We start from the raw sequence: 5,589 nt of genomic DNA on the forward strand, positions 1-5,589 counted from the left end.
CCGCCCGATGCGGAGCATCGGGCGGGAACCCCCTCTTTGGCATCTGCCGGGCAATGTGGATTCGCCCGGCATCCGTGTTTTGGCGGTGCCAAAACGCTTGAAACGCCGGACTCCCGGCGGGACAACCCGGACATTTTCCTGTCCTGAAGAGCAGTTCAGAAATACAGCCCGTTGTTCTCCAGTTCGTCAATCAGATCGCCTAAAATATCCACGTTGTAGGGCGTAATAATATAAGTAGAGATGGCCACCTTTTTGATTTTGCCCTCATTGGCATAGGCCACACCGGAGAGGAAATCCAGCAGGCGGCGGGCGATATCCTTGTTGGTGGACTCCAGGTTGAGCACCACCGTGCGCTTCTCCCGCAGGTGGTCGGCGATCTCGCTGGCGTTCTCGAAGCGCTCGGGCTTGACCAGCACCACCTGAAGCTGGGTGGTGGTGTGGATATTGACCACCTTGTTGCTCCGGCGCTCGTTCTCCACGGGGAAGATGGGGCCGGTGCTGTCCTGGGCCTTGGGGGCCTTCCGCTCCAGGCGGTCGCCGCCGGTGCGGTCCATGCGCTCACTGCGGGAGACGGGCTCGAAGTCGTCAAACTCCTCCTCTTCCTCTTCGTCCTCATAGGGGCGGGCCAGGCGCTTGAGTTCATCTAAAAATCCCATTTCGGTAACCTCCCGAATTTGTTCTATCCTTTGTGCATGGGAGGACGGGGCCCAAACAGGGCGGTACCCACCCGGACCAGGGTGGCCCCTTCCCGCACGGCGTCCTCAAAGTCGCCGCTCATACCCATGGAAAGACAGTCAAAGCTAGTCTTATTATCATCCATCTGACTTCTTATGTCAACATAAAGCTGACGCATTTTTGCAAAAAACGGGCGGTTTCCGTCCGGCCCGGCGGCCACGGGAGGGATTGCCATGAGCCCCCGCAGGCGCACATGGGGGCTGCCAACCGCCTGGGCGGCCAGGGCGGACAGCTCCTCCGGGGAAATGCCGCTCTTGGACGCTTCCCCGCCGATGTTGACCTCCAGCAGGATGTCCTGTACCAGCTCCAGCTTGGCGGCCTGGGCCTCGATGGCCTCCAGCAGGTGCTCGGAGCCCACCGACTCAATGAGCTCCACCCGGCCCACTACCTGCCGCACCTTGTTGGTCTGAAGGTGGCCGATGAAGTGGAGGGCCGCGCCGGCGTAGGCGTCGTCGTCCAGGTGGGCGGTCATCTCCTGCACCCGGTTTTCACCGCAGATGGTGACGCCGGCGGCAATGGCCTGCCGGATGGTGTCGGAGGTCTGCACCTTGGTGGCCGCCACCAGGGTGACCTCCGACGGCTCCCGACCCGCCTGCCGGGCGGCGGCGGCGATTTTCTCATTTACCAGCGCAATGCGCTCTGCAAGGGACATGTGTCATTACCTCCCTGTCTATGGCTGCGTGATCACTTTTCCGTCAAAGAGCTCCACCGAGGAGAGGATTACCTCGTCGCCGGCCCGCAGGGCCTTTTTGCCGTCCGAGCCGTCTGCGGACTTCACCAGGGCGAAATCCTCCAGTTGGGCCAGGATGGTGACGGGCTTGAACTCTGCCTGCTGGCCCACCAGGACGTACACGCCGGTGACCAGCTCCTGCTTTTCCTCCTCCGTCTCCGGGTCGGTGACGGTCCGCTCCTCCACGCGCACTGCCTGCGTGGGCACGCGGATGCCGGTCTGACTGTCAAAGACCAGCTCCACCGTCTGCTTTCGGAGCAGGGTGGTCTCAGACAGATAGCGGTCGGAGGACAGCACTACGGCCACCCGGCCGTTCTCCGGGGTCTCCCCTACCCGCTCCACCTTCATGTCCACCTCGCCCGACCAGTCCCGGGAGAAGCGGACGGTGACGGTGCGGCCCTCGATGAGCCGCCCGGCCTCCTCCTCGCCCATGGCGCAGACAAAGTACCAGGTGGCATCGGTGATCAGCTTGCCCACCGCGCCGGCGTCCGGCTGGGGCCGCTGGCGGTCGAGCTGGCTGAGCTGGCCGGGGGTGATGGTCTCCAGCAGACCGGGGGTGAGCAGGCTCTCATAGCCGTCGGTCTGCCCGGAAAAGACCCCCGCCTGACCGGCGGTGAGGCGGCTGGTGTCCTGGGCGGCCTGGGCGCTCAGCGCCGCAATCTGGGCGTCCACCGCGTCAATGGAGGACTGGATGGCGGCGGCGGCATCGCCGTCCTCTTCCCCGCCGTTGAAGGTAAAGTCCCGCTTGTAGACCAGGCTCTTGAGCAGCAGGGTCTCGTCCTCCAGCCGGGTGAGATCCCCGGTGGACACCGAGGAGCGCAGGGCCACGATGGCGTCGATCACCTGCTGGCTGAGCTGGGAGGAGTCGCCGCCGCTCTGGGTCCGCTCCAGGGCGTATTGGAGCTGCTCCTTTTCCATGGTCAGGCTCTGTAGCTCCTCCTTCCGCGCCAGGCCGGAGTCATTCTGGTAGAGCAGGGCCACCGTCTCCCCGCGGGAGACCTTCTCTCCCTCCTCGGGCAGCAGATCCACAATCCCGCCGGGACTGGCGAGCACGCGCTCCTCCCGCACCAGAAAGCCGGTGGCCTCCAGACTGTCGTCCACAGTGTAGGCGTAGGACAGCACCAGGGTATAGGGATCGCGGAAGCTCCGCCAGGCGGACACGCCCAGATACACCAGGACGGCCGCCAGCAGCAGCAGCATGACAATTCGGTTGATCAGGGTTCCTTGCTTCATGGCAGCTCCTTAGTCTGCCGCCCCCTCCGCCTCCAAAGAGATGGCCCGCTCCGGCACAATGGTGGAGATGGCGTGCTTGTAAATGACCTGCTGCTTGTCCCCCGTCATAAGTACCACCACAAAGGCGTCGTAGCCCGTGATCTGTCCCCGGAGCTGATAGCCATTCATCAGAAATACGGTCAGGCTGGCGTGGGACTTGCGGGCGCGGAGCAGAAACAGGTCTTGCAGGTTGTTGGTCTTTTGCATGTGGATGCACTCCTTCTATCTATAAGATGCATCCAATATATACCAATTATCGGGCGGATTTTGTCGAAACGGCGCGGGGCTGTGTCTCTTCGGCGTTTTCCCCCACGGCCCCCGCCAAACTTGGAAGCGAGTGCGCTGTACCCGCCTGGGCAAGGCCGCCACGGACTGCGGTGGGCCGGAATTGCCCTAGGTTTGACTGTGGCTTCCGCGTAGGGGCGGCCCTTGTGGCCGCCCGGCCGAGCGATAGGGCTGCGGGCGGTGCGCGGTCAAATCAGGCTCTGCCGAAGCGCTTTTCCAGCTGCTGGCGGGTCAGCTCAATGGCCACCGGCCGCCCGTGGGGGCAATATTTGCTCCCCGGCGGACCTGTCCGCCGGGGGCCCCGAGAGGATTCTACATCCTCGGGGCAAGTGAATTGCCCCTGCGGCAAGGTTTTCGCCTCCGGCGAAAACACTTGGACGCGCCAAAGGCGCGAAGCGCGGTCAAATCAGGCTCTTCCGAAGCGCTTTTCCAGCTGCTGGCGGGTCAGCTCAATGGCCACCGGCCGCCCGTGGGGGCAATATTTGACCGCGCCGGACATGACCGCCTGGGCCACCTTGAGCAGCTCGGCGGGGCTGTTCCTCTGGCCGCCCTTGATGGCCGCCTTGCAGGCCATGGTGTGGAGCAGGGCGTCCCGGGCCGCGCCGGGGTCGGCGGAGCCGCCGGTGAGCAGGCGGCCGGCCAGCTCGGAGAGCACGTCGGGGATCTCCCCGGCGGCCACGTCGCTGGGGGCGGCCCGGACGATCAGCGCCCCGCCGCCGAAGTCCTCCGCCTCAAAGCCGAAGCGCCCCAGCAGCGGGAGCTGGGCCAGCAGGGCGGCCCCCTCCTCCGCCGGAGGGGTGAACACCACCGGCTCCAGCAGGGCCTGCACCATGGGCTGGTAGCCCTCGGCCTTCATCCGGTCGAAGTTGAGCCGCTCATGGGCGGCGTGCTTGTCGATGAAGAGCACCTTGTCTCCCTGCTCCACGATGATGTAGGTGTTGAGCACCTCCCCCGCCATGTGCCAGGGCTCCTCCTCCGAAGGGGGCGCTGAGGGCTCGCCGGCTGGTCGGGCGGCCATAAAGGCCGCCCCTACCGGCTGGTCGGGCGCGGCTTCAGCCGGGCGGATGTGGGCATCCGCCCCGACGGGCCGGACGGTGGAGATGGGTGCGCCGGAGGCAGGGGCGGATTCAGCCGGGCGGGCACGGTCGTCCGTTCGCGCGTGCGGCGCGGCGGAGGTTGGGGGGGCGGAGATGCCGCTTCCGGCGGGGACAGGTGCGGCTTCGACCGGGCGGATATGGGTGTCCGCCCCGGCGGACTGGGGGATGGAGATGGGGGCGCCGGAGACGCCGTTCCCGGCAGGGGCTGCCGGGGCGGCCCCTGTGGCCCGGGGGGCGGTGAAGTCGTGGAGGGGCAGGGGCGCTGCGGGCCGTTCCGCCGTCCGGCGGAACTCCTCCAGGGTCATCTCCCGGTAGGCGGGGGCCGCCGGAGTGCGCTCCGCCGGGCAGAGGGGAGACTGCGCAGGCCGCCCCCCCTCCGCCGGGCGCGGGGGCTCCACCTGGAGGGACGGCCGGGTGCGGTCGGCCTCCAGAGTGGACTTGACGGCATAGTACACCGCGTCAAAGACCTTCTTGTCACTGCCGAACTTGACCTCCTGCTTGGTGGGGTGTACGTTGACATCCACCGCGTTGAGCCGGGTGGTCAGGTGGAGGACGCAGCCGGGAAATTTGCCCACCATCTTCTGATTGGCGTAGGCCTCCTCCAGGGCGGCCATCATGGTGCGGCTTTTCACATACCGGCCGTTGACGAAGAAGTGCTGGTAGCCCCGGGTGCCCCGGCAGCAGGTGGGCAGGGAGACAAAGCCGGACACCGACATATCCTCCCCCGAACCCTTCACCGGCGTGAAGCCAAGGGCCATGTCACGGCCCAGCACGGCGTAGAGGGCCGACTGCACCTGCCCGTCGCCGGGGGTGAGCAGCTCCTGCTTGCCGTCCCGGAGGAACTTGACGCTCACCTCCGGGTGGGACAGGGCCACCCGCTGCACCATGGCGAAGCAGGCCGCCCCCTCGGCGGTGTCCTTTTTCAGGAACTTGAGCCGGGCGGGGGTGTTGTAGAACAGGTCGCGCACCACCATTGTGGTGCCCTGGGGGCAGCCGGCCTCTTCCCGGTGCACCACCGCGCCCCCCTCCAGGGAGAGGGCGGCCCCCAAATCCTCCTCCGCCGTGCGGGTGAGCAGCTCGATGCGGGAGACGGCGGAGATGGCCGCCAGAGCCTCCCCCCGGAAGCCCAGGGTGCCGATGGCCTCCAGATCGTACTCGGTGCGCAGTTTGCTGGTGGCGTGGCGGAGGAAGGCGGTCTCCGCCTCGGCGGCGGCGATGCCGCAGCCGTTGTCGGTAACCCGGATGAGGCTCATGCCGCCGTGCTGGATCTCCACGGTCAGGGCGTCCGCCCCGGCGTCGATAGCGTTCTCCATGAGCTCCTTGACCACCGACGCGGGCCGCTCCACCACCTCGCCGGCGGCGATCAGATCGGCCACGTGGGGATCTAATTGCAGAATGTGGGGCATAGAAGCACCTGCTTTCTAAAAAGGGAAAATGGGGCCCCCGCCGAAGCCCAGCGAAGCGGGTTCG

The 5,589-nt window shown here is 66.4% G+C and carries 5 protein-coding genes; all 5 read right to left on the reverse strand.

The features are described 5' to 3' along the window. Nucleotides 1–155 precede the first annotated feature (155 nt). Nucleotides 156–656, reverse strand: a complete 501-nt coding sequence (locus tag HMPREF0372_RS15170; RefSeq protein ID WP_007494359.1) for a cell division protein SepF — start codon at nucleotides 654–656, stop codon at nucleotides 156–158. A gap of 23 nt (nucleotides 657–679) precedes the next feature. Then, on the reverse strand, nucleotides 680–1,387 hold the full coding sequence (locus HMPREF0372_RS15175; RefSeq protein ID WP_007494361.1) for a YggS family pyridoxal phosphate-dependent enzyme: 708 nt from the start codon (nucleotides 1,385–1,387) through the stop codon (nucleotides 680–682). An 18-nt stretch (nucleotides 1,388–1,405) separates the two neighbouring features. Further along, nucleotides 1,406–2,698: an HlyD family efflux transporter periplasmic adaptor subunit gene (locus tag HMPREF0372_RS15180; protein WP_007494363.1), complete on the reverse strand. Its 1,293-nt coding sequence runs from the start codon at nucleotides 2,696–2,698 to the stop codon at nucleotides 1,406–1,408. Nucleotides 2,699–2,707: 9 nt separating this feature from the next. Continuing rightward, entirely contained in the window at nucleotides 2,708–2,944 is a 237-nt protein-coding gene (hfq, locus tag HMPREF0372_RS15185; protein WP_007494367.1) for an RNA chaperone Hfq, read from the reverse strand. A gap of 484 nt (nucleotides 2,945–3,428) precedes the next feature. Continuing rightward, nucleotides 3,429–5,525, reverse strand: coding sequence for a DNA mismatch repair endonuclease MutL (mutL, locus tag HMPREF0372_RS15190; protein WP_007494371.1), 2,097 nt, complete (start codon nucleotides 5,523–5,525; stop codon nucleotides 3,429–3,431). Between the last annotated feature and the right edge of the window lie 64 nt (nucleotides 5,526–5,589).

It is taken from the genome of Flavonifractor plautii ATCC 29863, from assembly GCF_000239295.1.
Classification (GTDB): Bacteria; Bacillota; Clostridia; order Oscillospirales; family Oscillospiraceae; genus Flavonifractor; species Flavonifractor plautii.

What these genes read in the sequence shown, in the direction of transcription:
- hfq (WP_007494367.1), bottom strand. Translation starts at nt 2,944, where the DNA reads ATGCAAAAGACCAACAACCTGCAAGACCTGTTTCTGCTCCGCGCCCGC.
- HMPREF0372_RS15175 (WP_007494361.1), bottom strand. Translation starts at nt 1,387, where the DNA reads ATGTCCCTTGCAGAGCGCATTGCGCTGGTAAATGAGAAAATCGCCGCC.
- mutL (WP_007494371.1), bottom strand. Translation starts at nt 5,525, where the DNA reads ATGCCCCACATTCTGCAATTAGATCCCCACGTGGCCGATCTGATCGCC.
- HMPREF0372_RS15170 (WP_007494359.1), bottom strand. Translation starts at nt 656, where the DNA reads ATGGGATTTTTAGATGAACTCAAGCGCCTGGCCCGCCCCTATGAGGAC.
- HMPREF0372_RS15180 (WP_007494363.1), bottom strand. Translation starts at nt 2,698, where the DNA reads ATGAAGCAAGGAACCCTGATCAACCGAATTGTCATGCTGCTGCTGCTG.